Consider the following 25,005-nt stretch of genomic DNA (forward strand, 5'->3'; position numbering starts at 1 on the left):
AAGGAGTCATCTATGGAAAATTTACTTGAAAAAACTCGTAAAATTAATGAGTTATTACAACAAAAAAATAGTTTTAAAGAAGAGTTAGAACTGCCGTACAATCAAATGGCAGCTATTTTAGGCGATACGCTTGATGCCAATACCTATATTATTGATAAAAATGGTAGCGTGCTAGGATATCATGTCGAACATGATGTGAATAATCAACGCGTTAAAAATATGGTAGATTCACGTCAGTTTCCACTCGACTATACTCAAGAAGTATCAAGACTACCAAAAACAGAAGTCAATATTCCAATGAGCGATGATAAAACAGTCTTTCCTAAAGAATTTAGTGATGAATATCCTGAATCGGCTACGTCAATTATTCCGATATTTGGTGCGGGTGAACGATTAGGCACGATTATTCTAGGGAGAATTTCAGAGCGCTTTGGAGCGGATGATTTGATTTTAGCGGAGTATAGTGCCACTGTTGTTGGTATGCAAATACTTTATGAACGTTCACGTTCGATTGAAAATGATATACGTGAAACGACAGCCGTGCAAATGGCGATTAACAGCTTGTCTTATAGTGAATTGGTTGCAGTTAAAGCGATTATTGAAAAGTTAGGCAATCATGATGAGGGACGTATTACGGCTTCGAGTGTTGCAGATGAAATAGGCATTACGCGTTCTGTGATTGTCAATGCGTTGAGAAAATTAGAATCAGCAGGTGTTATCGAATCACGTTCGTTAGGTATGAAGGGAACATATTTAAAAATTATTAATCCGCGTTTGCAAGAAGAATTAGCCAAACAAAGCGTATAAGGAGTGTGTTTAACCAGTGAGTTACAGCATTCAAAATCAATGGGTGATAGCGACATTTAAGACAGAAGGAGCAGAATTAACCAGTCTAAAACGTCGTGATTTAGATATCGAGTATTTATGGTCGGGTGATGCGACGTATTGGGGACGTCATGCCCCCGTATTATTCCCAATTGTCGGTCGTTTAAAAGATGATAGTTATCATTATCAAGGACAGACGTACCACATGAGTCAACATGGTTTTGCACGTGATAAAGAATTTCAAGTGACTGAGGTTGGAGATGAGTTTATCCGTTTTTCATTAAGCGCGGATGAAGAAACGTTAGCCGTCTATCCTTTTCGATTTAAACTCGAGATTGAATACCGTTTAGAACAAAACCAGCTAATATGTTCATACCATGTGACAAATGAAGGTGAAACGGAAATGTTTTACTCTGTTGGCGGACATCCTGCTTTTAATGTGCCGATAGATGGACAAGGAAGCTTTGCTGATTATTATTTAGATTTCTATCCGATGAAGTCACGTCTATTATTACCTTTGCAAGGTGCATATGTTGATGAAGACGCCGTAACGCTAGGTCAAACTAATACACGAATCGCGATTCAACGTGAATTATTTAAACAAGATGCTCTCATTTATCAAACGACTGGCGAAAATAGTTTTAGCATCCGCTCAGATAAAACGGACCGTGCTGTGACCGTTATGTTTGATAATATGGATTTTGTTGGTATTTGGAGTCCTTATCCAAAAGAGGCCCCTTTTGTTTGTATAGAACCTTGGCAAGGTATCGCGGATACGGTTACGAGCAATGGAAATTTAGAAGAGAAGAAAGGAATTCAACGCTTGACACCTCAAGCTTCACAAGTTAATTCCTATACGATTCGTTTAGATTAAAAAAGAGCGGTACCTAAAAGGTATCGCTCTTTTTATTACTCACCAATCAGTTTGGCAAGTTGTTGAAATTTTCTATTTTGAGCTGCGGCGATTTGTTCATTAGTAAGAACACCTTGATAAATATTAACGCCTTTTTGTAAAGAAGGAGTCTGACGTAAGACATCATTTAAATCATGCGTCGCCATTTGCATCGCATATGGAAGTGTTGCATTTGTTAAAGCAATCGTAGAAGTACGTGCGACATTACCAGGCATATTAGGTACGGCATAGTGAATGACACCATGACGAACGTAAGTTGGATTGCTATGAGAGGTCACGTGGTCAATCGTTTCAAAAATACCACCTTGGTCGACAGCGACGTCTACGATGACAGAACCTTCTCCCATACTTGCGACCATTTCTTCTGTTACAAGGGTAGGGGCTTTAGCACCGGGAATTAAAACGGTACCGATGACAACATCTGCTGTTTTTACTGTTTCAGCAATATTATGCGCATTTGAAATTAGTGTCTGTATTTCATTCCCAAACAACGCATCAAGTTCGGCTAAACGTTTTTGGTTAACATCTAAAATGGTAACATTTGCGCCTAAACCAATAGCGATTTTAGCAGCATTCGTCCCAACATTTCCGCCACCTATAATGACGACGTTACCTTTCTTAACACCAGGAATACCGGCTAAAAGAATCCCTTTGCCCCCTTTTGACTTTTCTAAAAGCTGAGCACCAATTTGCACGCTCATACGACCAGCGATTTCACTCATCGGTATAAGTAAAGGAAGTGAGCGATCTTCTAATTGAATAGTTTCGTAAGCAATCGCTGTTACTTTGGCATCGATTAACGCTTGTGTTAATTCTGTGGCTGGAGCTAAATGTAAATAAGTAAAGAGAATAAGATTTTCACGGAAATAGTGATATTCACTTGGCTTTGGTTCCTTTACTTTCATGACCATGTCAGCTTGCCAGACGAAAGCAGGGTCATCTGATAAAATCGCACCAGCTGCTTCATATGCGTCATCTGTAAAACCAGAACCTTCACCAGCATTTTTTTCTACACGTACTTCATGTCCTTGTTTAAGAAATGCTTCAACGCCAACAGGTGTCAGAGCTACTCGATTTTCATTATCGAGAATTTCTTTCGGTATTCCGATAATCATATTTTAACCACCTTTTCTATTTAACTACCATTTAATTGTAACATGAAAAAAGATGAGTTAAAAATAATACCTTGATTTTTTTATTTTTTGCTGCTACGTAAACCAAAAGGAACACGACTTTCCGTCCCATTTATAATCCGTTTGATGTTTTCACGGTGTCTTAAAATAATAAAAAGTGTAATGACTATTGCTAAGCTAATAAGTAGAGGGTCTTTATGCGCTAAGATAGCAGGAGCAATATTTGGAATAAAAATAGTTGACAAAGTAATGAGTACGGCAGCAATCATGCTTGTCAAACTAACAGTGCTGGTGATTAAAAGCGTAATCACAAAAATAGAAGCTGAATATAAAAAGAAAATAGGTGAGTAGGCTAATAACATACCAGCGCTGGTTGCAACGGCTTTTCCTCCTTTAAAATGAGCAAAAATCGGAAAGGTATGGCCTAAGATAGCGGCTAGACCAGCCCATAATGGATTAATACTTAAGTGAAAGAAAAGAGGTAAATATGTTGCTAGAGTCCCTTTTAGAATATCCATGAATAAGACCATGAGACCGGCTTTTTTACCTAACACACGAAATGTATTCGTTGTACCAGAGTTACCACTTCCAAACTGGCGAATATCCTTTTGATAAAAAGCTTTGCCAATCCAAACACCTGAAGGAATGGATCCTAATAAGTAAGCAAATAATAAAACGACGAGAGTCATTGGAATAAGTCCTTTCTGTACATTAGTGTGTTTTATTTTATCATGAATAACATCTAGCGACAATCTAATCCATCTCAAGACGGATTAACTTTTTTTCAACGGTATGTTAAACTAACTATGTGATGAAAGGGTTACTCAGTTCGGGAAGGAATGGTTAGTATGGCGATAGGCTCACATCGTCCCACACGAATTATCGTTAATTTGGACGCAATTAAACAAAATATACAGCATGAGCGAGAGCAACTAAAAGACAATCAGGAAATATATGCTGTGGTAAAAGCAAATGGCTATGGTCATGGAGCTGAAGCTGTCTCAAAAGCCGCTTTAGAAGTAGGGGCGACAGGCTTATGTGTGGCTATTTTAGATGAGGCTATAGCATTAAGAAAAAGTGGTATTGAGGCGCCTATTTTAGTATTAGGTGTGACGGATGTCAGAGATATTACTTTAGCCGTTAATTATAATATCATTTTAACAGTGCCAAGTCTTAAATGGTTGGAAACAAGTTTACCCGTGCTTGAAACATCTCAAGTGACCTTACGTTTTCACCTTAAATTAGATACTGGGATGGGACGGATAGGAGTCAGAGAGCGTGAGGAATTAAAAACATTGTTAGAAGTGGTCAAGGCTTCTCCTTACTTAAGTTTAGAAGGTGTTTTCACTCATTTTGCCACGGCTGATAGTGAGAATGAGGACTATTTTAATCATCAAGTCACAAGATTTAAACAACTACTCGAGTGTTTTGAAGAACTTCCTCAGCACGTCCACTGTGCTAACAGTGCCACTGCTATATGGCATGATGATTTACCAACAACGATTATTCGTTATGGAATTGGGATGTATGGCTTAAATCCGTCAGGCACTAGCTTGTCTTTGCCGCATCCATTACTTCCCGCTTTAAAATTAGAAACGGAATTAGTACATGTTAAGCAAGTTCAAGAAAAGACGTCGATAAGTTATGGCGCGACATACTCAGCGAAACCAGGGGATTGGATTGGAACACTACCGATTGGTTATGCTGACGGATGGGTAAGAGCAATGCAAGGTTATATCGTGATGATAGATAATCAGCCATGTGAAATAATTGGTCGCGTTTGTATGGATCAGTGCATGGTTAAACTTCCATATTACTTGCCAGAAGGCACAGCGGTTTCTTTAATCAACAGTGAAGTTTCCGAAAGAATTTCTCCCACTGCGATTGCCGAGTATTTAGGAACGATTAATTATGAAGTTTTGTGTTTATTAAGTGAACGTATACCAAGAGTCTATCAATAAGCCGTCGTAAAAAAACAGTTCATCACTGAACTGTTTTTTACTTTTATCGTATTTTCACTAGTCAAATTGAATTAAAATATGCTATTATTCACAATGGATTTTGCAAAAAATAATTTTTAGCGTATGATATAAAAGAATAGAAACGGAACATATGTTTCGATAAGTTATGCGAATATTGCAATATAAGGAGTCTCAACCATGCCAAAAAAAGTACAAAATGAATATAATGACGCCTCTATTCAAGTCTTAGAGGGATTAGATGCGGTAAGAAAACGTCCAGGAATGTATATTGGATCAAATGACACGCGCGGACTTCATCATTTAGTGTATGAAATAGTTGATAACTCAGTAGATGAAGCGTTGGCTGGCTACGGTAATCAAATTGATGTCACGATTTATAAAGATGGCAGTATCGGTGTCAAAGACTATGGAAGAGGGATGCCGATTGGGATGCATCAATCAGGCGTTCCAACAGTACAAGTTATCTTTACCATTCTTCACGCAGGTGGGAAGTTTGGACAAGGCGGCTATAAAACGTCAGGTGGATTGCACGGTGTAGGAGCCAGTGTGGTTAACGCGCTTTCTGAATGGCTAGACGTGACCATCGTTAGAGATGGCGTTGTATATGAGCAACGTTTTAAAAATGGTGGAAAACCAGATGGAACACTTAAAAAAATGGGGAAGACGAAAGAAAAAAATGGGACCACCATTCGATTTTTACCAGACGCAAGTATTTTTACTACGACTAATTTTTCTTATCATGTCTTAGCGGAACGCTTGCGAGAGTCAGCTTTCTTATTAAAAGGTTTAAAAATTACCCTACGAGATGAGCGTTCTGAAGAAGTGGTGGAAGATGTTTTTCACTATGAAGAAGGTATTAAAGAGTTTATCGAGTATTTGAATGAAGAAAAAGATGACTTGACGCCAGTGGTTTACTTTAGTGGTGAACGTGATGACATTGAGATTGAATTTGCTTTTCAATATAATGACGGCTACTCTGAAAATATTTTATCTTTTGTAAATAGTGTTCGGACAAAAGATGGCGGGACACACGAAATGGGTATGAAAACCGCGATGACAAAAAGTTTTAATGAATACGCTAAACGAACGGGACTTTTAAAAGAAAAAGATAAAAACCTAGATGGAAATGATTTTCGTGAAGGACTGACGGCGATTATTTCTGTTAGAATTCCAGAAAATATTTTGCAATTTGAAAGTCAAACAAAGGTAAAATTAGTGACTGTCCCCGCAAGAACGGCTGTAGAATCGCTCGTTAGTGAGCAATTTGGTTTTTATTTACAAGAACATAGTGACATTAGTGATATGCTTATTAGAAAAGCTATCAAAGCACGTGAAGCGCGAGACGCGGCACGAAAAGCGCGTGAAGATAGTCGTAATGGGAAAAAACGAAAGAAAACCGATGCGTTGCTTTCAGGAAAACTGACACCTGCACAATCACGAAATCCTAAGAAAAACGAACTTTATTTAGTGGAGGGGGATTCTGCTGGAGGTTCAGCTAAGCAAGGAAGGGACCGTCGTTTCCAAGCGGTGTTACCGTTACGTGGTAAAGTCATTAACACAGAAAAAGCCAAGCTAGAAGATATTTTGAAAAACGAAGAGATTAATACGATGATTCATACGATTGGTGCAGGTTATGGCGCTGATTTTACTTTAGAAGATTGTAACTATGACAAGATTATTATTATGACCGATGCGGATACAGATGGTGCGCATATCCAAACATTGTTATTAACATTCTTTTATCGTTTTATGACACCGTTAGTTGAAGCGGGACGTGTCTATATTGCGTTACCTCCTCTTTATAAAGTGTCTAAAGGACGAGGGAAGAACGAGAAGATTGCGTATGCCTGGACAGATGACGAGCTAGAAACAGTGACACAAGATGTCGGTAAAGGATATACGTTACAACGCTACAAAGGTCTAGGTGAAATGGACGCGACACAACTTTGGGAAACAACGATGAATCCTGAATCGCGGACGTTAATCCGTGTGACACTGGATGAAGAAGATGGTGAATCTGGTAGTAACGAAAAAATCGTGTCCACGTTAATGGGCGATAAAGTGGATAAACGTCGTCGTTGGATAGAAAACAACGTCGCCTTTACCCTAGAAGAAAGTGGAAGTATTTTAGAAGAAGCCCAAGAAAAACATTCCCTTGAAACTGCAACCGCAATTAGCTTGTTTGAGGAAACAATGGATGAAGGTGGAGAAGAATAATGGGACGTAATCAATCTATACAGGAATTGGCACTTAAAGATGTTATGGGAGACCGTTTTGGTCGTTATTCCAAATATATTATTCAAGAGCGAGCATTACCCGATATTCGCGATGGATTAAAACCGGTACAACGTCGGATATTATATGCGATGCATCAAGACGGTAATACTCACGATAAAGCATTTCGAAAATCTGCCAAAGCCGTCGGAAATATTATGGGGAATTATCATCCACATGGAGATATCAGTATTTATGAAGCCATGGTTAGGATGAGCCAAGATTGGAAATTGCGAAATATCTTAGTTGAGATGCACGGTAATAATGGGAGTATGGATGGTGATCCACCTGCTGCAATGCGTTATACAGAAGCACGGCTTTCTCAGTTAAGCAACGAGTTGTTATCTGATATTGAAAAAGAAACAGTCGACTTAGTATGGAACTTTGATGATACTGAAAAAGAACCGACTGTTTTACCAGCGCGCTATCCTAACTTATTAGTCAACGGTTCGACTGGTATTTCAGCTGGTTATGCAACCGAAATACCACCGCATAATTTAGGAGAAGTGATTGACGGGACAGTATATTTAGTGGACCATCCTAATGCGTCACTTGAAAAATTAAACGAGTTTATCAAAGGACCTGATTTTCCAACAGGAGGCATTTTACAAGGGCAAAAAGAATTGAAAAATGCTTATGAAAAAGGTAAAGGCCGTGTTGTACTTCGCTCGAAAGCAGCCATTGAAGATATTAAAGGTGGTCGTCAACAGATTGTCATTACGGAGTTGCCGTATGAAGTCAATAAAGCGGTATTAGTTAAAAAAATGGACGAAATGCGCTTAAATAAAAAGGTCGAAGGGATTTCGGAAGTCAGAGATGAATCTGACCGTACGGGTTTAAGAGTCGTCATCGAATTGCGTAAGGATGCAAATGCAGAAGGTATTCTTAACTACTTATATAAGAATACAGATTTACAAGTTAATTATAACTTTAATATGGTCGCCATTGACAATCAACGTCCGAAGCAAGTATCATTACGCGATATTTTATTAGCATATGTTAATCATCGTCAAGATGTTGTCACAAGACGCTCTCAGTTTGAATTAAAACGCGCTCAGAGAAGACAACATATTGTTGAAGGATTAATGAAAGCTCTCTCGATTCTCGACCAAGTGATTGCCACGATTCGTCAAAGTAAAGATAAGAAAGATGCGAAGCTAAACTTAATGGCCGCGTATCAATTTACAGAACAACAAGCAGAAGCAATCGTTTCTTTACAATTATATCGCTTAACTAATACCGATATTACAGCGTTACAAAAAGAAGCGAAAGAATTAGCGGAAGAAATCGAGACGTTAACCAATGTTCTATCCGATAGTCATGCTTTGAATCGCGTGATAAAAAAAGAATTGCGTGAAATAAAAAAACAATATGCGACGCCACGTTTAACAAAAATCGAAAAAGAAATTGAAGAGATTGTCGTGGAAACAGAAGTTTTAGTTGCGCAAGAAGATGTTGTAGTTAGTGTGACGCGCGAAGGCTATTGGAAACGTAGTAGCACGCGTTCTTACAGTGCATCAGCTGCAGAAGAAATTGGAATGAAAGAGTCTGACTATGTGGTTTATGCAGCGCAACATCATACGTTAGAACAATTACTTTTTGTCACGTCAAAAGGGAATATGCTCTATCGACCTGTTCATGAGTTGCCTGAATTAAGGTGGAAAGATGTAGGGGAACATATCTCTCAATCTCTAACAGGCATTACCTCGGATGAGGAAATCATTGCTGTCTTCCCTTATGAAGAGAAGATGGCAGAGGAGACCTTTGTCTTTATTAGCCGTAATGGTATGATAAAACAGACGAAAATCAAAGAGTTTGCACCATGGCGGACGTATAAGACACGCCCGACAATGTGTATGAATTTAAAAGAAGCCGATGAAATTGTCAACGTCTATCAAGTGCAAGAGCCGATAGGATTAGATGTTTTCCTAGTGAGTCATCGTGGATTTGGTTTAAGATATGCGTTAGAGGAAGTCAATACGGTTGGGCCACGCGCCGCAGGTGTTATTTCGATGAATCTAAAAGAGGATGATTACATTATCAATGGGCTATTAGTATATTCAGAAGGGGATACGCCGATTACCTTAGTGACACAACGTGGAGCGGTGAAACGGATGCTAGCACAGGAGATTAGCCCGTTGAGTCGTGCTAAACGTGGAATCATGGTTATTCGTGAGCTTAAGAAAAATCCTCATCGCTTAGTTTATTTAAAAGAATCTGAAAGTGATGACGAGATGATTTTACTTACACAAAAAGGAACTCAGCATACAGTTAAGTCGTTAGACTATCCGATAAGTGACCGTACATCAAATGGGTCATTTGCTTTAGATGAATCTAAAGAAGGAGCAGTAGTACGTGTCCATGCGCAACAACGCTTGTCTGATTTATTAGATAGTCATTCTTCAGCAATAAATAATGGCTAAAATTAACACCTTAATCGCTCAATAATAGGAGCGGTTAAGGTGTTTTTATGATAAAATGATGAAAAGGAGTGAACAAGATGAAAATGAGATTAGAAAACAACTTTAATGATAACCTTAATCGCATTATGCCTTCACCAATTCGTTCATTTGATCAAGCTGTAAGTCAGATTCCTGGAATTATCAAATTAACGCTAGGTGAGCCAGATTTTGCAACACCAAAAGCGGTTAAAGAAGCAGCAAAATCTGCGATTGATTTAGATTATTCGCACTATACCCATAATGCAGGCACACTTAATCTGCGAGAAACTATTGCTGATTTTATGTCAGCACGACATCAGTTATCTTATGATGCAGACACAGAAATCACAGTGACAATTGGGGCGACAGAAGGGTACGCAGCTGCACTTCTGACTGTTTTAAACCCGGGTGACTGTGTCTTGATTCCGACACCCACTTTTCCGGGTTATGAACCCGTCGTGACAATGGCGGGGGCGGAAGCGATTCATCTTGATACGTCATCCACTGATTTTGTGCTAAGTGCTGAACAGTTAGAAGCTGCGTTTGCTACTCATGGTGAACGGATTAAAGCAATTGTTTTAAATTATCCGAGCAATCCAACTGGGGTTACCTATACGGAGGAAGAATTAGCAGCGTTGGCACGTGTATTAAGAAAACATGATGTGTTTGTCATCGCTGATGAAATCTATGCGGAATTAATTTACGATGTTGAGCATATTTCAATTGCCCGTTTTCTACCCGAGCAAACGATAGTCGTTCAAGGTCTGTCTAAATCCCATGCTATGACAGGGTGGCGAGTAGGATTTGTCTGCGCCCCTGCATATATCACGACAGAAATTCGTAAGACGCATCAGTTTTTAGTGACGTCTACGCCCACGATGTTGCAAGTGGCGAGTGAAGTTGCTCTGAGAGAAGCTATGGATGCAACTGAAGAGATGCGCCAAGCTTATCAAATACGCCGCGATATTGTATGTGACGCTTTGGCTAGCTTGAATATGGAAGTCGCAAAACCAAATGGAGCTTTCTATGTTTTTGCCAAAATTCCTGAAGAGTTAGGTCTAGATGATAATGAGTTTTGTGAACGCTTGGCAGAGCGTGCGAAATTGGCAGTAATTGCTGGTTCTGCTTTTGGTCCGGGAGGAGAAGGGTACGTGCGCATTAGCTACGCTGCTGATGTCGAAACGTTACGCTATGCGATGAATCGGTTGAGCCGTTTTTTAAATGAAAAACTCTATTTATAAAATGAAAAAGCTCATTACCTATTCATAGGTAATGAGCTTTTTCTCCAAACCTTTACCGTGTCTTCCACAAAACACTTAATGGTAAAGGGGCATTCCTATAAAAAGGAATGCGTGTCGCCTCATCGCATAACGGAATTATAGCACATACTGTTTAGAATGACAATTTAAATTTATTAGAAATATGGTATAATAACGTGGCACTGCTTTTTAATACAAAGGACGTGAAGATATGCAAGAAGAATATCTCGCTATTTGTGATAGTCAGCAACAAGTAATCGGAAAAAAATCACGGGCAGCGGTTCATCGAGATGGAGATTGGCATCAAACTTTTCATTTTTGGGGCTATCATTATAATGATCGAGGAGAGTTAGAGTTGTTATTGCAACAGCGAAGTCAAAAGAAACAGGACTTTCCTAACCAATTTGATATGACGGCATCTGGGCATATTCAATTTAATGAAACGATTGAGGATGGTCTTAGAGAAGTAAAGGAAGAACTAGGCTTATCTCTAATGTGGTCTGACTTAGAACCACTCATGGTTTATCCCATTTCATACAAATTAGAGGATTGGATAGATAATGAGTTTAGTCATGTTTATCTCTATCTTTTATCTCCGAAAGAAATGGAAGCGACTTTTTTACAAGAGGAAGAAGTAGAAGGGTTATACTGGTGCTCACTCTCAGAACTAACGAAAGTGGTAAATCAATCAAATTACGCGACTGAAGTAAAAGGTTACCGGCAAGAAAAAGGCAACAAGATACCGACTAAGAAAATACTCAGACGGTCTCGAATGTGTATAGATGCTCCGAGTTACTACCACAGTTTAATCGAAAAATTAAACCAAAAACAAGCGCGAGAAAGGGGCGTCAAACATGAACATTGAGAAAACTAATCGTATGAATGCGTTATTTGAGTTTTATTCCACCCTTTTAACTGAAAAACAAATGAATTATATGGAATTATACTATGCCGATGATTTTTCTTTAGGTGAAATTGCCGAAGAATTTAACGTGAGTCGACAAGCAGTCTATGATAATATAAAGCGTACAGAAAAAATACTAGAAGCGTATGAAAAAAAGTTGCACTTATATTCTAATTATATTATGCGAGAATCGCTTTTAGAAAAAATGAAAGACTATCTAAAAGATACATATCCAGAAGAGGATATGTTAGCCAACTGGATTAAAGAATTACAAGAAATAGAAGAATAAAGGGGTAGACATTATGGCTTTTGAAAGTTTAACAGATCGCTTACAAGCGACAATGAAAAATTTAAAACGTAAAGGAAAAATTACGGAAGCAGATATAAAAGAAATGATGCGTGAAATACGTTTGGCCTTACTAGAAGCCGACGTAAACTTCAAAGTCGTCAAGGACTTTACTAAACGTGTGAGCGACCGGGCGCTAGGTGAAGAAGTGCTTGAGAGTTTAACTTCGACACAACAAATTGTCAAAATTGTGGATGAAGAGTTAACAGAGACTTTAGGCTCTGAAGCTGTACCACTAAATAAATCACCCAAAATTCCAACGATTGTCATGATGTCTGGTTTACAAGGTGCTGGTAAAACGACATTTGTTGGAAAACTAGCAGGCTTCTTGAAAAAAAATGAGAAAGCCCGTCCATTATTAATCGCAGGTGACGTGTATCGTCCAGCTGCAATCGACCAATTGAAAGTCATCGGACAACAACTGGATATCCCAGTCTTTGAAATGGGAACGGATGTCAGTCCTGTAGAAATTGTACGTCAAGGGTTAGCCCAAGCGCGTGAAAATAAAAATGACTATGTGTTCATTGATACGGCAGGACGTTTACATATTGACGATGTATTGATGAACGAGCTTCAAGAGATTAAATCGTTAGCCCAGCCAGATGAAATCTTATTAGTTGTTGATGCGATGACTGGACAAGATGCCGTGAATGTCGCTCAAAGTTTTAATGAACAGCTAGATATTACAGGGGTTGTTGTCACAAAACTTGACGGTGATACCCGAGGTGGTGCGGCGCTATCCATTCGTGCTGTAACAGGCAAACCAATTAAATTTATCGGGACGGGTGAAAAACTAACTGATATCGAAGTGTTCCACCCAGATAGAATGTCTAGTCGTATTCTAGGTATGGGAGACATGCTTACTTTAATTGAAAAAGCTCAGCAAGAGTACGACGCTGAAAAAGCAGAAGAACTTGCAAAGAAAATGAAAGAGAATACGTTTGACTTTAATGACTTTATCGAGCAATTAGATCAAGTCATGGGTATGGGACCATTAGAAGATTTACTAAAGATGATTCCAGGTATGTCGAATGTTCCGGGAATTGACCAAATTCAAGTCGATCCGAAAGATGTCGAACGTAAAAAGGCAATGGTTTATTCCATGACACCCGCAGAGCGTGAGAATCCAGACTTACTAAACCCGAGTCGTCGTCGTCGTATTGCAGCCGGATCAGGTAACAGTGTGATAGAAGTGAACCGCATGATAAAACAATTTAAAGAATCTCGCAAAATGATGCAACAAATGACGAATGGTAAAATGCCAGCAGGTATGGACCAAATGCTAGGCGGTGGCATGAAAGGTAAAATGGGCAAAATGGCACTCAACCAAATGGCTCGAAAACAACGAAATGCGAAGAAAAAAGCTTTAAGACAAAAGAAAAAACGTAAATAAAATAAAAAAATAGAGCTGTAAAGAAAAAACACTTTACATCTCTTTTGAATAGTGGTAAACTTATTTTCGTGATCAAATTGATGGAGGTGACATAATATGTCAGTTAAAATTCGTTTAAAACGTATGGGATCTAAGAAAAACCCATTTTATCGTATGGTAGTAGCAGATTCACGTTCTCCACGTGATGGCCGTTATATCGAAGTTGTAGGTACATACAGTCCAACTGAAGAGCCTGCAAAAGTTAGCATTAAAGAAGATGTTATTTTAGACTGGTTAGCTAAAGGGGCACAACCTTCAGATACAGTTCGTAACATTTTATCAAAAGAAGGCATCATGCAAAAACATCATGAGGCTAAATTTGAAAAAAAATAAGGTGGGCTGAAAAATGACAGATGTGAAAGATTTGGTTTTAACCATTGTCCGTCCGTTAGTCAGTTATCCTGAAGCGATTGAATTAGAAATAGAAGAGTCTGATGACTTTCTAGAATATAATTTGACCGTACACCCTGACGATGTAGGTCGCGTGATTGGTAAACAGGGGCGAGTGGCAAAAGCGATTCGTACGATTGTTTATTCTGTGAGATTAGACGGAGCCAAGCGCGTGCGTTTAAACATTGTCGATTAGACATTAAGAGGTGACTCTTAATGTCTTTTTTGTTTGTGTGCGAGGTCGCTATAAACGTGATACAATAACATCATCGATGAAATTGAAGGATGTGAATTTATGACAGAATATTTAAATGTCGGGAAAATAGTTAACACACAAGGAATCAAAGGAGAAGTTCGCGTTATATCGCGCACAGATTTTCCAGAAGAGCGTTATAAAAAAGGCAATACGTTATACTTATTTCAAAACAATGAGTTAGTAAAGCCATTGACGATTGCGAGTTATCGTGTTCATAAAAATTTTGTTTTGCTAAGTTTTGAAGGCCATCCGTCAATCAATGATGTAGAAATTTATCGTGACGGTATTTTAAAAGTTGCTAAAGAGGATACGCAAGAGTTAGACGACCATGAATTTTATTATCATGAAATCATTGGATGTGATGTCTATGATGAAACGCGTGGTTTACTAGGGAAAGTGAAAGAAATATTATCACCGGGAGCTAATGATGTGTGGGTTATCCAAGTACCTAAAGGAAAGGATATTTTAATTCCGTATATTGAATCAGTGGTATTAAATGTCGATGTCACAACACAACGAATTGATGTCAGCTTGCCAGAAGGGTTGGTAGATGATGAAGATTGATGTGTTGACGCTTTTTCCGAAAATGTTTGAAGGACCGCTAAATGAATCGATTTTAGGTAAGGCACAGGCAAAAGAGCTAGTGGAGATGACTGTTCATAATTTTCGTGACTTCTCTACCAATAAACATCAACAGGTCGATGACTATCCATATGGTGGTGGAGCAGGCATGCTATTAAAAGTTCAACCGATAGCGGATGGTTTAAAAGCAATAGATGCGCAACATCCGACAACACAGAAACGCATTATTTTGTTAGATCCTGCGGGACAAAAGTTTGACCAAGCTTTAGCTGAAGACTTTTCTAAGGAAGAGCATTTAGTTTTTATTTGTGGGCATTATGAAGGGTATGATGAGCGTATTCGCTCTTTAGTGACAGACGAAGTTTCTATTGGCGATTATGTTTTAACTGGTGGTGAATTAGCCGCAATGACCATGATTGATGCTACGGTTCGATTATTACCGGATGTCTTAGGAAACGCGGAGTCGGCTGTAACTGACTCACATTCGACAGGCTTACTCGAACATCCCCATTATACACGACCAGCAGAATATGAAGGGATGAAGGTACCAGAGGTCTTATTAAATGGTCATCATCAAAAGATAGAAGAGTGGCGCTTAAAAGAATCGTTACGACGTACTTATTTGCGACGTCCAGATATGTTGGAAACACTTGAATTAACACCCACCATGGAAAAATATTTAGCTGAAATTAAAAACGAAAAAGAGTTTTAAAAACAAGTGAGATTCTCACTTGTTTTTTTAAAACCGCTTTACGAAAATAATTATTAATGTTAATATATAACGGTAATAATTATCTTATAGGGGGTTTTTTAATGAAAAGGTTTTTTGAACAAGCGCAACAATTTGGTAAATCATTTATGTTGCCAATCGCTGTGTTACCAGCAGCTGGGTTATTATTAGGGATAGGTGGTGCTTTATCTAATCCGAATACTGTTCAAGCTTATCCAATGTTAGATATTTCATGGTTGCAAGCAGTGTTCACAGTTATGAGTTCAGCAGGGAGTATTGTTTTTGCTAATTTACCAATAATTTTTGCTATTGGAGTAGCAGTTGGCTTAGCTAAATCAGATAAGGGAACAGCAGGATTAGCTTCTCTTATTGGATATTTAGTAATGAATGCGACAATTAACGCTATTCTTATTTTAACTAATACACTAGCAACAGATAACTTGGCATCTGTTGGACAAGGAATGACGATGGGGATTCAAACATTAGAATCCGGTGTATTTGGTGGTATTATAGTAGGTATTATGACAGCAATGCTACATAACCGTTTTAACAAAACAGAATTACCGACTATTTTAGGTTTTTTTGGTGGCTCTAGATTTGTTCCAATTATTACAGCTTTCTCAGCTGTTGTTTTAGGTTTAATTATGTTTTATGTTTGGCCGTTGTTACAGAGTTTGATATTTGGCATGGGAAATATTGTTAATGGAACCGGTTATATAGGCACATTCTTTTATGGATTTATATTGAGAATGTTGGGGCCATTAGGCTTACATCATATTTTTTATTTGCCTTTTTGGCAAACTGCTTTGGGCGGAAGTTTAGAAGTTGGTGGGCAGTTGGTCCAAGGAACGCAAAACATTTTCTTTGCACAGTTAGCAGATCCTAATACAAGTCAATTTTTTGAAGGAACATCTCGTTTTATGTCAGGGCGTTTTATTACGATGATGTTTGGATTAATAGGGGCAGCATTTGCTATTTATCGCACTGCAAAACCAGAGAATAAGAAGATTGTAGGAGGTTTAATGTTATCGGCTGCATTAACGTCATTTTTAACTGGTATTACAGAACCACTAGAGTTTTCTTTTCTATTTATCGCCTTTCCGTTGTATGTCGTTCATGCCGTTTTTGATGGACTTGCATTCATGATGGCTCATATTTTAAAAATTACAATCGGTCAAACTTTCTCAGGTGGCTTTATTGATTTTATTTTATTTGGTATTTTACAAGGTCAAGATAAAACTCACTGGTTGTATGTTATTCCAGTAGGAATAGTCTGGTTTTTCTTATATTATGTGACGTTTAGTTTTTTAATCAGAAAGTTTAATTTTAAAACTCCTGGTCGAGAAGAAAAAATGTCAGTAGAAAATAGCTATAAAGGTACAGAAAGAGGAGAAAAAATTATTCACGCTTTAGGTGGTCGTCAAAATATTGAGAATGTTGACTGCTGTGCTACTCGTTTGCGTGTGACAGTTAAAAATAGTGATAAAGTATTGGATGAGGAGTTACAGGAGACTGGTAGTAAAGGTTTGGTTAAAAAAGGCAATGGTATCCAAGTAATTTATGGACCAAGTGTAACAATTATTAAAAACGAAGTAGAAGAAATACTGGGGGAATAAATATGTTAAATAAAATAAAAAATGGCTTGGTTGTTTCTTGTCAAGCTCTTCCAGATGAACCTTTACACAGTTCTTTTATCATGGGAAGAATGGCAGTGGCTGCAAAACAAGCCGGTGCGGTTGGAATTCGCGCGAATAGTAAAGAAGATATTATCGAAATTAAGAAGCAAGTCGACCTACCCGTTATTGGGATTGTAAAACGTGATTATGAAGATTCGGATGTATTTATAACAGCCACCATGAAAGAAATACATGAGTTACATGCGTCAGGTTGCGATATGGTCGCTTTAGATGCTACAAACCGACTCCGTCCAAATGGTCAGACATTAAGTGAGTTTATCAATGAAATTCGCTCGACTTATCCAGACATGGTCTTAATGGCGGATTGTGCGACAGTGGAAGAAGTATTTGAAGCAGAAAGATTAGGCTTTGATTGTTTGTCGACGACATTAATGGGCTATACAGCAGAGTCACAAGGTATGGTTCTTCATGCCAATGATTTTGAAAAACTTAAAACTATTTTAAACCGTGTTTCAACACCCGTCATCGCAGAAGGCAATATTAAGACGCCTGCTCAAGCTAAACGAGTGATAGAGTTAGGTGTTCATGCGGTTGTAGTGGGCAGTGCCATTACGCGTCCACAATTAATTGCGAAAGATTTTGCTCAAGCGGTCGAAAGCGTCGATAACTAGTTGATAAATAAAAGATACTCTTAACGAGTGTCTTTTTTATTTTGAATGAATTTAAAAATAACGTCTCTTAGAGGATGCAATTTTTTTAAATATCAAGTATACTAATTTGAGTAGAAACTGTGAAAGAGTGATGTTAAGTGGCTCAATTGTTTTTTAGATACGGTGCGATGAATAGTGGGAAATCCATTGAAATTTTAAAAGTAGCACATAACTATGAAGAGCAGAATAAACCGGTCGTGTTAATGACAAGTGGTTTAGATACACGTGATGGGATTGGAACGGTGGCAAGTCGAATTGGATTGGACCGTCAAGCAACGCCTATCTTTAGCGAAACCAATGTGTTTGAATATATTAAACAGTTAGATTTTAAACCTTACTGTGTGTTAATTGATGAAGCACAGTTTTTAGAAAAGCATCATGTGGAACAATTAGCAGAAATTGTGGATGAGCTAGATATTCCAGTCATGGCGTTTGGGTTGAAAAATGACTTTATGAATGAATTATTTGAAGGCTCGAAATATTTATTATTATATGCAGATAAGATTGAAGAATTAAAAACAATTTGTTGGTTTTGTCATCGTAAAGCCATTATGAATCTACGTATTTCAGATGGCAAACCTGTTTATGCAGGCGAGCAGATTCAAATTGGTGGGAATGAAGCTTATTTTCCTGTTTGTCGTAAGCATTACAAGGATCCTAAATTGTAGCGTTTCATCATCATGTGACAAAAACAAAGAGGAAATCAAGTAGATAAAGGAGTAATGATATGTTTGATCAGTTACAAGCAGTAGAAGACCGTTACGAAGAGTTAGGGGAGTTACTAAGTGACCCAACAGTCGTAACCGACAACAAACGTTTTATGGAGTTATCAAAAGAAGAAGCGAATACGCGTGAAACAGTTGCTGTTTATCGTCGTTATAAAGAAGTCGTACAAGGAATTGCAGACGCTGAAGAGTTGTTATCAGAAAACCTTGAAGACGATATGGCGGAAATGGCTAAAGAAGAGCTTCATGAATTAAAAGATGAAAAAGAAGAACTAGAAGAAAAAATGAAAATATTATTGTTACCGAAAGACCCGAATGATGATAAAAATATCATTATGGAAATTCGAGGAGCTGCGGGTGGCGATGAAGCTGCGTTGTTTGCTGGCGACCTTTTTGAGATGTATCAAAGCTATGCACAGAGCCAAGGTTGGCGCTTTGAGGTAATGGAAGCAAATATTACGGGGATTGGTGGCTATAAAGAAGTTATCGTCATGATTTCAGGAGAGAATGTTTACTCTAAATTAAAATATGAAAACGGTGCTCATCGTGTGCAACGTGTCCCTTCAACAGAATCTCAAGGGCGCGTACATACATCGACTGCTACGGTAGTCGTATTGCCAGAGGCTGAAGACGTTGAGATTGATTTAGATGATAAAGATATTCGTGTCGACATCTATCATGCAAGTGGTGCAGGAGGTCAGCACGTTAACAAGACGGCATCGGCCGTTCGTTTGACTCATGAGCCAACGGGAATAGTGGTTGCTATGCAAGACCAACGTTCACAGTTACAAAATAGAGAAAAAGCGATGCAAGTGTTACGTGCACGTGTCTATGATAAAATTCAACAAGAGGCACAAAGTGAATACGATGCCAATCGTAAATCAGCGATCGGGACGGGTGACCGTTCTGAACGTATTAGAACGTATAATTTCCCACAAAATCGTGTGACCGATCATCGCATAGGTCTCACAATTCAGCAATTAGATCGAATTCTTTCAGGAGAATTGGATGATATTGTAGATGCGTTGATTATTTATGATCAAACGCAAAAACTGGAGAATATGCAAAATGGTTAATCGTACGTATGGAGAAGTCCTAAATTGGGCTTCTTCTTTTTTAGAAAAGTGTGGGAAAGACACACATATTGCAGCCTATTTAATACGAGAACGTCAACAATGGACACAAACTGATTTACTTATACATTTACGTCAACCCATGCCTAAACAAGCTATTTGTCAGCTTGAGCACGATTTAAAACGTGTTGAGCAGGACTATCCTGCTCAATATATTATTGGGGAATGTGATTTTTATGGAGAACGGTTAATCGTGACGGAAGATACGCTGATTCCTCGTCCAGAAACAGAAGAATTAGTCGCGCTTTGTTTAGAACGCTTTCCAAATACGAAGGAAGAACTGACCGTAGTGGATGTTGGAACAGGAACGGGAGCGATAGCTTTGGCGTTAAAACGTCACCGCCCCCATTGGCATGTAATCGGATTGGACATTAGTAAAACTGCGTTGAATGTGGCAAAACAAAATGCTGAAAAGTTACAGTTAGATGTGGTGTTTATTGAAAGTGATTTGTTACAATCTTTTCAAGGAAAAGCGGATATTGTCATTTCTAACCCACCCTATATTGCAAATAGTGAGTGGTCTGTGATGGATGAAAGTGTTCGGAAACATGAGCCGACTACCGCGTTGTTTGCTGAAAATGAGGGCTACGCGATATATCATCAGTTGTTTAATGAATTGCCTCGTGTTATGGGAGAAAAAGGTGCGCTTTTTTTAGAACACGGCTATCTACAACAAACACAGCTCATCGCAGATGTGAAAAAAAAGTGGCCGGATAGTGAAGTGAAAGGCTATCCTGATATGGCGGGTCAAGACCGCATGATTGAAATGAGTTGGAATAGAAAGAAGGCAGAGTAATGTCAGTAAAATGGGATAAAAGTCAACTAGTCGTGGCAGCGGAGGCTCTTAGAGCGGGAAAACTTGTCGCGTTCCCAACTGAAACGGTTTATGGGTTAGGGGCGGATGCGACAAATTCTTCAGCTGTGAAGTCTGTTTACACGGCTAAAGGACGTCCAAGTGATAATCCTTTGATTGTACATATAGCAAGTCCTGAAGAGGTGTTACATTATACCGAGAGTGTGCCGCCAGTAGCATCACTTTTGATGCAAGAGTTTTGGCCGGGGCCACTCACACTTATTTTTAAATTAAAACCGAACGCTTTAGGAAAAGAAGTGACGGGCGGTATGGAAACAGTGGCTTTTCGTATGCCTGATAACGAGGTAACCTTAGCATTGATAGAAGCAACAGGTCGACCACTTGTTGGGCCTAGTGCGAATACATCAGGTAAGCCAAGTCCTACGACAGCCGAGCATGTTTTACATGACTTACAAGGAAAAATTGCAGGTGTCGTCGACGATGGCGCCACACGAGTAGGAGTTGAATCAACTGTTTTAGATTTGAGCAGTGACGTTCCAACGATACTTCGTCCAGGTGCGATTACTTTAGAAATGTTAAAACCATTGGTACCTGAAGTTGTAGAAGATACGCATTTAAAAAATCAAGAAGCAGCTCCCAAAGCTCCGGGAATGAAGTATAAACACTACGCCCCTGATACTCAAGTCGTCATGGTAGCTTCAGAAGATTGGCCAAGCGTTAAAGAATGGTTACAAACAACTCCTTTAAATGTAGGGCTTTTGGCGACGGCTTCGATATACGAATCGCTTGATAAAAACAAGATTGTTTGGTTCTCACTGGGAAATAGAGATTCTGTTTCCACCGCTTTAAGTCATCTGTATGCTGGGTTACGTGACTTGGATGAAATAGAGCCAAAGTTAGATGTGATATTAGCTGAGATGATGCCAGAAGAACATGAGGGTGTCGCCTATATGAATCGGTTGAAAAAGGCAGCAAGTTATCAATATTTTAATGAATGGCCACAGGAAAATGAAAAAATGTGATACAATTAGCTAAAGAAAGTCAAGAAAGAGGGCGATAATATGAGTTTTAAAGAAAAAGATCCGATGTTATGGCAAGCCATTGCAAATGAAAAAAAACGTCAACAACGTAATATTGAATTAATTGCATCTGAAAACTTTGTTTCGGAGGCGGTAATGGCTGCACAGGGAAGTATTTTAACAAACAAATACGCTGAAGGCTATCCGAATAAACGTTACTATGGCGGATGCGAATATGTGGATGTTATCGAGCAATTGGCTATCGATCGTGCTAAAGAATTATTCGGTGCAAAATTTGCCAATGTTCAGCCCCATTCAGGCTCTCAAGCAAATGCCGCAGCTTATATGGCGTTAATTCAACCAGGGGATACCGTTTTAGGAATGGATTTAACGCATGGGGGACATTTAACGCACGGTTCGCCAGTGAACTTTAGTGGAAAGACGTATCAGTTTGTGCCTTATGGGGTTGACCCTGTTACTGAAGTGATTGACTATGAAGTCGTTCGCATTAAAGCACGTGAAGTAAAACCTGCCCTTATTATAGCTGGAGCAAGTGCGTATGGTCGTGAAATTGATTTTGCGAAATTCCGTACCATTGCAGATGAAGTCGGAGCTAAACTGATGGTCGACATGGCACATATTGCGGGACTAGTTGCAGCTGGGTTACATCAAAATCCAGTCCCTTATGCAGATGTTGTTACAACGACAACGCATAAAACTTTGCGTGGCCCTCGTGGAGGCTTAATCTTAACAAATGATGAGGCACTTTCTAAAAAAATAAATAGTGCTATTTTCCCTGGTTTACAAGGTGGCCCACTTGAACATGTGATTGCCGCAAAAGCTGTTGCTTTCCATGAAGCACTAGATGATACGTTTGTTGATTATCAAAAACAAGTGATTGCTAATGCAAAAGCGATGGCTCAAGTCTTTAATCGCTCAGAAAAAGCACGATTGATTAGTGGCGATGTTGATAATCACTTACTCCTAATTGATGTTTCTGAATACAAACTGACAGGAAAAGAAGCGGAAGCTATCCTAGACAGTGTTCATATGACTGTCAACAAAAATACTATTCCGTTTGAAGTATTAAGTCCTTTCCAAACGAGTGGTATTCGCATAGGGACGCCTGCTATTACGACCCGTGGCTTTAAAGAAGCGAATGCGAGACGTGTGGCGGAATTAATCGACCAAGCACTAATGCACCCTAAAGATGAAGGTGTTTTATCTAATATTGAAAAAGAAGTGCGCGCTATTTCTGAAAAATTCCCACTTTATAAATAAATCGGGAATTAGGGTAGTTATTTTAAGTAGAATGCTTTACAATAGATAAGGATAAAAACGAAAAGGAGAATCATTATGGGAAAATTTCAAGTCATGGATCATCCATTGATCCAACACAAATTAACAATCATTCGCGATAAAAATTGTGGGACAAAAGTATTTCGAGAAGTTGTTAATGAAATTGCTATGTTAATGGCGTATGAAGTATCACGTGATATGCCTTTAGAGCCGGTTGAGATTGAAACACCGATGGGTAAAACAACACAGCACGTGTTAACAGGTAAAAAGGTAGCAATTATTCCTATCTTAAGAGCAGGAATTGGAATGGTTGACGGCATGCTCGAATTAATTCCAGCAGCAAAAGTTGGTCATATTGGGATGTATCGTGATCATGATTCTCTAGAGCCAGTTGAATATTTTGTTAAGTTACCTTCAGATATTAGCACACGTCAATTACTAGTTGTGGATCCAATGCTTGCTACTGGTGGTTCTGCTATCTTAGCAGTTGATGCGCTTAAAAAACGCGGGGGAACAAACATTAAATTCGTTTGTCTTGTGGCCGCTCCTGAAGGGGTAAAAGCACTACAAGAAGCTCATCCAGATGTTGATATTATCACTGCAGGACTTGACGAAAAACTAGACGAAAATGGCTACATTTTCCCAGGTCTAGGAGATGCTGGTGACCGATTATTCGGGACAAAATAACAACAAAAAAGATTAGTCTTTGTGGGACTAATCTTTTTTTATGTGTAAGTCGTCATAACTTACTACTAATTTTCCTTCACTTTGAAACATTAAATCATCATTATCTTCGGTTTCATCAATTTCGATGATTGCGGAGTTGGTGAGTTGTTTAAATACCGTACCTGATTCGACTTCACCATCATGAACAAAGGTAACGGGTGTCTCTGGAGTAAAAGCTACTCCTTCTTCACTAACTGCTTTTTTTGTCGGTCTAAACATAGCCTCTCAACCTTTCTTAAAAACATATAGGACGACATATATAATAATAGTATAGCACATTTATTAATAAAAATCGAATTAGGACGTTTTATGAAGAGAGTCGATTAGACGTAGATTTTAGAATATAGTAAAATAGCATGGAGGTGAAGACATGAAAAAGTTAAAACTAACGATGATACTATTAATAGGCACTCTCTTCTTTTTAACAGGCTGTCAAGCATCAAGACAAGCAGAAGCTAAAAATAAAGATAATCAAGCACTGATAGGAAAGTGGGAGCTATCTTTAATAAATGAAGGAGTGGCAGAAGAAAAATCAGATGGCTTGATGACTTTTGATGAGAACGGAAAAATGTTTAGAACGAGTGAACATGAAACATCGGGCACCAAAGCGTACTACCAAGTGAAAGCGGATCGCCTGTATTTTGCAGATTCAAAGAAAGCACTTCAAGAGCAAATAAAACAAGAAGGCTCGTTACACTACGACCTTGAATGGGAAAATGATTCGCAAGTGGTATTGTGGCATGCTGACCATGATTTTGGTTTTTTATTAAAAAAGGTAGAAGAAGAGGATAAATAATTATGAAAGAAATTTGGCAAAATAGCCTAATTGTTACGACGTCACTAGTCACTTTTTCTCTCATGCTATATTTTTTTACACCGTATATTCGATTAGAACAGTTTCAATATGGAGAAGATTCAGTTCTTAAAGAAGAAAAAATTGAAGTGAATAAACACCTTGTGTTGACTCGAATACAAACTGATGATTTTATCTATTTTAAACACAAAGAGAGAGAGAATACGCCTATTGAACAGGTTAAACTTTTGGTGATTGAAGGTAACAAACAGGCGGAAGATTGGCAAAAACTATTAGTGGCAGAATCTAAAGCGACAGAACAATGGCTCGTTTTGCCTTTAAACCAGTGGCGTGAGCCAACGTACGCTGATATTAAACAACAAGTAATGGCTTTATTAGAGGGCGAAGACCTCGAGGAAGTGGTCATTTGTTCAGATAAAGACAGATATGACTGGCTTTTAAACCCGTTGACGAAAGAGATACAAGAGCAAAATAAAGCGTGGTCGGTTAAGTACGAAGCTAGTTTAAATACTTTTAAACCTAAAAATTTATGGTATCACTCTGATTTTAGTTATTTATTTTACTGGTCAGTTAATTCCTAGTTGTTTTATTAGTTTTCTTTAAGCTCACGATAAAATGCTAGCAACTTATAGTAGATTGACGTATGATAATAAGAGATATT

The 25,005-nt window shown here is 38.5% G+C and carries 26 protein-coding genes; 23 read left to right on the top strand and 3 right to left on the bottom strand.

What is annotated here, in order from left to right; genetic code table 11:
- Positions 1-12 precede the first annotated feature (12 nt).
- Entirely contained in the window at positions 13-807 is a 795-nt protein-coding gene (codY, locus tag M2919_RS00965) for a GTP-sensing pleiotropic transcriptional regulator CodY (protein WP_126761563.1), read from the top strand.
- A gap of 16 nt (positions 808-823) precedes the next feature.
- Entirely contained in the window at positions 824-1,699 is an 876-nt protein-coding gene (locus M2919_RS00970; protein WP_248848950.1) for an aldose 1-epimerase family protein, read from the top strand.
- Between the two features lie 35 nt (positions 1,700-1,734).
- Here the strand turns inward: M2919_RS00970 and ald are convergent, their stop codons facing one another.
- The gene (gene ald / locus M2919_RS00975) at positions 1,735-2,853 is read right to left on the bottom strand and encodes an alanine dehydrogenase (RefSeq protein ID WP_126761567.1); all 1,119 of its coding nucleotides are present in this window, start codon (positions 2,851-2,853) and stop codon (positions 1,735-1,737) included.
- Between the two features lie 80 nt (positions 2,854-2,933).
- On the bottom strand, positions 2,934-3,560 hold the full coding sequence (plsY, locus tag M2919_RS00980) for a glycerol-3-phosphate 1-O-acyltransferase PlsY (protein WP_023605773.1): 627 nt from the start codon (positions 3,558-3,560) through the stop codon (positions 2,934-2,936).
- Positions 3,561-3,719: 159 nt separating this feature from the next.
- Here plsY and alr point away from each other — a divergent pair, with 159 nt between their 5' ends.
- The 19 genes from alr to upp all read left to right on the top strand — a co-directional run bounded on the left by alr (position 3,720) and on the right by upp (position 23,491).
- Positions 3,720-4,832, top strand: coding sequence for an alanine racemase (gene alr / locus M2919_RS00985; RefSeq protein WP_248848951.1), 1,113 nt, complete (start codon positions 3,720-3,722; stop codon positions 4,830-4,832).
- A 198-nt stretch (positions 4,833-5,030) separates the two neighbouring features.
- Positions 5,031-7,070 carry a DNA topoisomerase IV subunit B gene (parE, locus tag M2919_RS00990; RefSeq protein ID WP_248848952.1) on the top strand — a complete coding sequence of 680 codons (2,040 nt, stop codon included), beginning with the start codon at positions 5,031-5,033 and terminating at the stop codon, positions 7,068-7,070.
- Positions 7,070-9,550, top strand: a complete 2,481-nt coding sequence (gene parC / locus M2919_RS00995) for a DNA topoisomerase IV subunit A (RefSeq protein WP_248848953.1) — start codon at positions 7,070-7,072, stop codon at positions 9,548-9,550. The genes parE and parC overlap by 1 nt, the downstream gene beginning before the upstream one ends.
- Positions 9,551-9,633: 83 nt before the next feature.
- Positions 9,634-10,809 (top strand): aminotransferase class I/II-fold pyridoxal phosphate-dependent enzyme, encoded by a 1,176-nt coding sequence (locus M2919_RS01000; RefSeq protein WP_248849458.1) that lies wholly within the window; start codon positions 9,634-9,636, stop codon positions 10,807-10,809.
- A 229-nt stretch (positions 10,810-11,038) separates the two neighbouring features.
- Positions 11,039-11,692, top strand: a complete 654-nt coding sequence (locus tag M2919_RS01005) for an NUDIX hydrolase (protein ID WP_248848954.1) — start codon at positions 11,039-11,041, stop codon at positions 11,690-11,692.
- A complete protein-coding gene (locus M2919_RS01010; RefSeq protein ID WP_023605779.1) occupies positions 11,682-12,020 on the top strand; it encodes a putative DNA-binding protein in 339 nt (112 codons plus the stop codon). Before M2919_RS01005 ends, M2919_RS01010 begins: the two co-directional genes overlap by 11 nt.
- Before the next feature lie 13 nt (positions 12,021-12,033).
- Positions 12,034-13,470, top strand: a complete 1,437-nt coding sequence (gene ffh / locus M2919_RS01015; protein ID WP_126761577.1) for a signal recognition particle protein — start codon at positions 12,034-12,036, stop codon at positions 13,468-13,470.
- A 96-nt stretch (positions 13,471-13,566) separates the two neighbouring features.
- Complete coding sequence (gene rpsP, locus M2919_RS01020; RefSeq protein WP_023605781.1) at positions 13,567-13,842, top strand: 30S ribosomal protein S16; 276 nt, start codon at positions 13,567-13,569, stop codon at positions 13,840-13,842.
- A 13-nt stretch (positions 13,843-13,855) separates the two neighbouring features.
- The gene (locus tag M2919_RS01025; protein WP_023605782.1) at positions 13,856-14,095 is read left to right on the top strand and encodes a KH domain-containing protein; all 240 of its coding nucleotides are present in this window, start codon (positions 13,856-13,858) and stop codon (positions 14,093-14,095) included.
- A gap of 99 nt (positions 14,096-14,194) precedes the next feature.
- Positions 14,195-14,719 (top strand): ribosome maturation factor RimM, encoded by a 525-nt coding sequence (gene rimM, locus M2919_RS01030; RefSeq protein WP_126761579.1) that lies wholly within the window; start codon positions 14,195-14,197, stop codon positions 14,717-14,719.
- On the top strand, positions 14,706-15,449 hold the full coding sequence (trmD, locus tag M2919_RS01035; RefSeq protein WP_247595644.1) for a tRNA (guanosine(37)-N1)-methyltransferase TrmD: 744 nt from the start codon (positions 14,706-14,708) through the stop codon (positions 15,447-15,449). The genes rimM and trmD overlap by 14 nt, the downstream gene beginning before the upstream one ends.
- Before the next feature lie 101 nt (positions 15,450-15,550).
- Positions 15,551-17,083 carry a PTS transporter subunit EIIC gene (locus M2919_RS01040; RefSeq protein WP_222318062.1) on the top strand — a complete coding sequence of 511 codons (1,533 nt, stop codon included), beginning with the start codon at positions 15,551-15,553 and terminating at the stop codon, positions 17,081-17,083.
- Positions 17,084-17,085: 2 nt separating this feature from the next.
- A complete protein-coding gene (locus M2919_RS01045) occupies positions 17,086-17,775 on the top strand; it encodes an N-acetylmannosamine-6-phosphate 2-epimerase (RefSeq protein WP_248848955.1) in 690 nt (229 codons plus the stop codon).
- A gap of 137 nt (positions 17,776-17,912) precedes the next feature.
- On the top strand, positions 17,913-18,482 hold the full coding sequence (locus M2919_RS01050) for a thymidine kinase (protein WP_248848956.1): 570 nt from the start codon (positions 17,913-17,915) through the stop codon (positions 18,480-18,482).
- A gap of 59 nt (positions 18,483-18,541) precedes the next feature.
- On the top strand, positions 18,542-19,615 hold the full coding sequence (gene prfA, locus M2919_RS01055; RefSeq protein ID WP_023605788.1) for a peptide chain release factor 1: 1,074 nt from the start codon (positions 18,542-18,544) through the stop codon (positions 19,613-19,615).
- On the top strand, positions 19,608-20,468 hold the full coding sequence (gene prmC / locus M2919_RS01060; RefSeq protein WP_248848957.1) for a peptide chain release factor N(5)-glutamine methyltransferase: 861 nt from the start codon (positions 19,608-19,610) through the stop codon (positions 20,466-20,468). Before prfA ends, prmC begins: the two co-directional genes overlap by 8 nt.
- Positions 20,468-21,508 (top strand): L-threonylcarbamoyladenylate synthase, encoded by a 1,041-nt coding sequence (locus M2919_RS01065; protein ID WP_248848958.1) that lies wholly within the window; start codon positions 20,468-20,470, stop codon positions 21,506-21,508. Before prmC ends, M2919_RS01065 begins: the two co-directional genes overlap by 1 nt.
- A 39-nt stretch (positions 21,509-21,547) precedes the next feature.
- Positions 21,548-22,786: a serine hydroxymethyltransferase gene (gene glyA / locus M2919_RS01070; protein WP_248848959.1), complete on the top strand. Its 1,239-nt coding sequence runs from the start codon at positions 21,548-21,550 to the stop codon at positions 22,784-22,786.
- Between the two features lie 75 nt (positions 22,787-22,861).
- Positions 22,862-23,491, top strand: coding sequence for a uracil phosphoribosyltransferase (upp, locus tag M2919_RS01075; RefSeq protein ID WP_126761596.1), 630 nt, complete (start codon positions 22,862-22,864; stop codon positions 23,489-23,491).
- 27 nt (positions 23,492-23,518) lie between these two features.
- Here upp and M2919_RS01080 read toward each other — a convergent pair whose 3' ends face one another.
- A complete protein-coding gene (locus M2919_RS01080) occupies positions 23,519-23,749 on the bottom strand; it encodes a hypothetical protein (protein WP_126761598.1) in 231 nt (76 codons plus the stop codon).
- A gap of 151 nt (positions 23,750-23,900) precedes the next feature.
- Here M2919_RS01080 and M2919_RS01085 point away from each other — a divergent pair, with 151 nt between their 5' ends.
- A complete protein-coding gene (locus M2919_RS01085; RefSeq protein ID WP_248848960.1) occupies positions 23,901-24,326 on the top strand; it encodes a hypothetical protein in 426 nt (141 codons plus the stop codon).
- 2 nt (positions 24,327-24,328) lie between these two features.
- Positions 24,329-24,925, top strand: a complete 597-nt coding sequence (locus M2919_RS01090) for a hypothetical protein (RefSeq protein WP_248848961.1) — start codon at positions 24,329-24,331, stop codon at positions 24,923-24,925.
- Positions 24,926-25,005 lie beyond the last annotated feature (80 nt).

Source organism: Vagococcus lutrae (genome assembly GCF_023299185.1).
Classification (GTDB): domain Bacteria; phylum Bacillota; class Bacilli; order Lactobacillales; family Vagococcaceae; genus Vagococcus_A; species Vagococcus_A lutrae.